The sequence below is a fragment of the Arthrobacter sp. JCM 19049 genome (assembly GCF_001310435.1).
In genome coordinates this window covers 1-1,017 of sequence record NZ_BAXF01000651.1, presented here as the reverse complement: position 1 = coordinate 1,017, position 1,017 = coordinate 1, and the positions used below count along the sequence as shown (strand labels likewise).

General features: G+C 68.9%; 1 protein-coding gene and 1 pseudogene. Both read left to right on the top strand.

Features of this window, described 5'->3' with window-relative positions; genetic code table 11:
- On the top strand, positions 1-354 hold a 354-nt coding region (locus JCM19049_RS15260), incomplete at its 5' end, for a TetR family transcriptional regulator C-terminal domain-containing protein (RefSeq protein WP_279403351.1).
- Positions 355-455: 101 nt separating this feature from the next.
- Positions 456-1,017 (top strand): annotated as a pseudogene (locus tag JCM19049_RS15255) (AraC family transcriptional regulator); the annotation flags it as partial.

Below are 1,017 nucleotides of genomic sequence, written 5' to 3'. Positions count from 1 at the left end.
ACCACCCGCGGCCTGGCGGGAATGGCTGCCATCCGCGCCTTCGCCGCCGAGGTGCTGCCGCTGGATGAGGAGCGCCGCGACGAGTCCCGGGTGGTCATCCACTTCTGGCACGTGGCCCTGCAGGATGAGAAGATGGCGCAGCTGAACGCAAACTCCATGGATGACTGGCGCCGCCAGCTCGATGGCTGGCTGCACCAGGTGCCGGGCCTGGACCCGCAGCGCGTGGAGGTGGCGCGCAATGCGCTGATGACCTTCCTGCTCGGGGCGCAGATCACCGCCGTGCTGGACCATGCGGGCAACTCGCGCCAGCAGCTGCTGGCGCAGCTGGACTACCTGCTCGAATCCCTGCATTAGCCCCCCGTGGCGCAGCGGGAGCAGGTGACAGCGACGAAAATCTGCCGTACATTCAACGTGACGCGCACTACAGGGGCGGTGCCGGCGCCGGGAGGAGAGGGATGTACCAGTTTCAGCACGTGGATTCGCACACCGCCTGGTCGGACCTGGTCTCCCAGTCCTTCGTCCCGCTGCGCAGCGAAGCGGTGTCCTCCGGCCGGTTCCGCGCCAGCCTGGCCACGAACATGCTCGGCGGGATCGGGATGATGCGCATCAGCGCCAAGCCCCACGCCGTGCAGCGCACCGAACCGCTGGCGGCGGCCGGGGACGGGAAGTACTTCAAGGTTTCACTGCAGCTGACCGGGCATGGGCTGCTGGTCCAGGACGGACGCCAGGTGCTGCTGGCCCCCGGGGAACTGGCCATCTACGACACCCAGCGGCCCTATTCGCTGGCCTTCGAACGCGAGGCGACCACCATGGTGGTCATGATCCCGCACGAGCAGTTCCGCCTGCCCCAGGAGCAGGTCCACCAGATCACCGCCGTGAAGCTGGACGGACGCCATCCGCTGGCCGGCACCGTCACCCCGCTGCTGCACCACCTGGGCGAGCACCTGGACCAGTGGGATGAACACGGCGGCGCGCCGCTGGCGCGCAACGCCTCGGACCTGCTGGCCACGGCGCTGG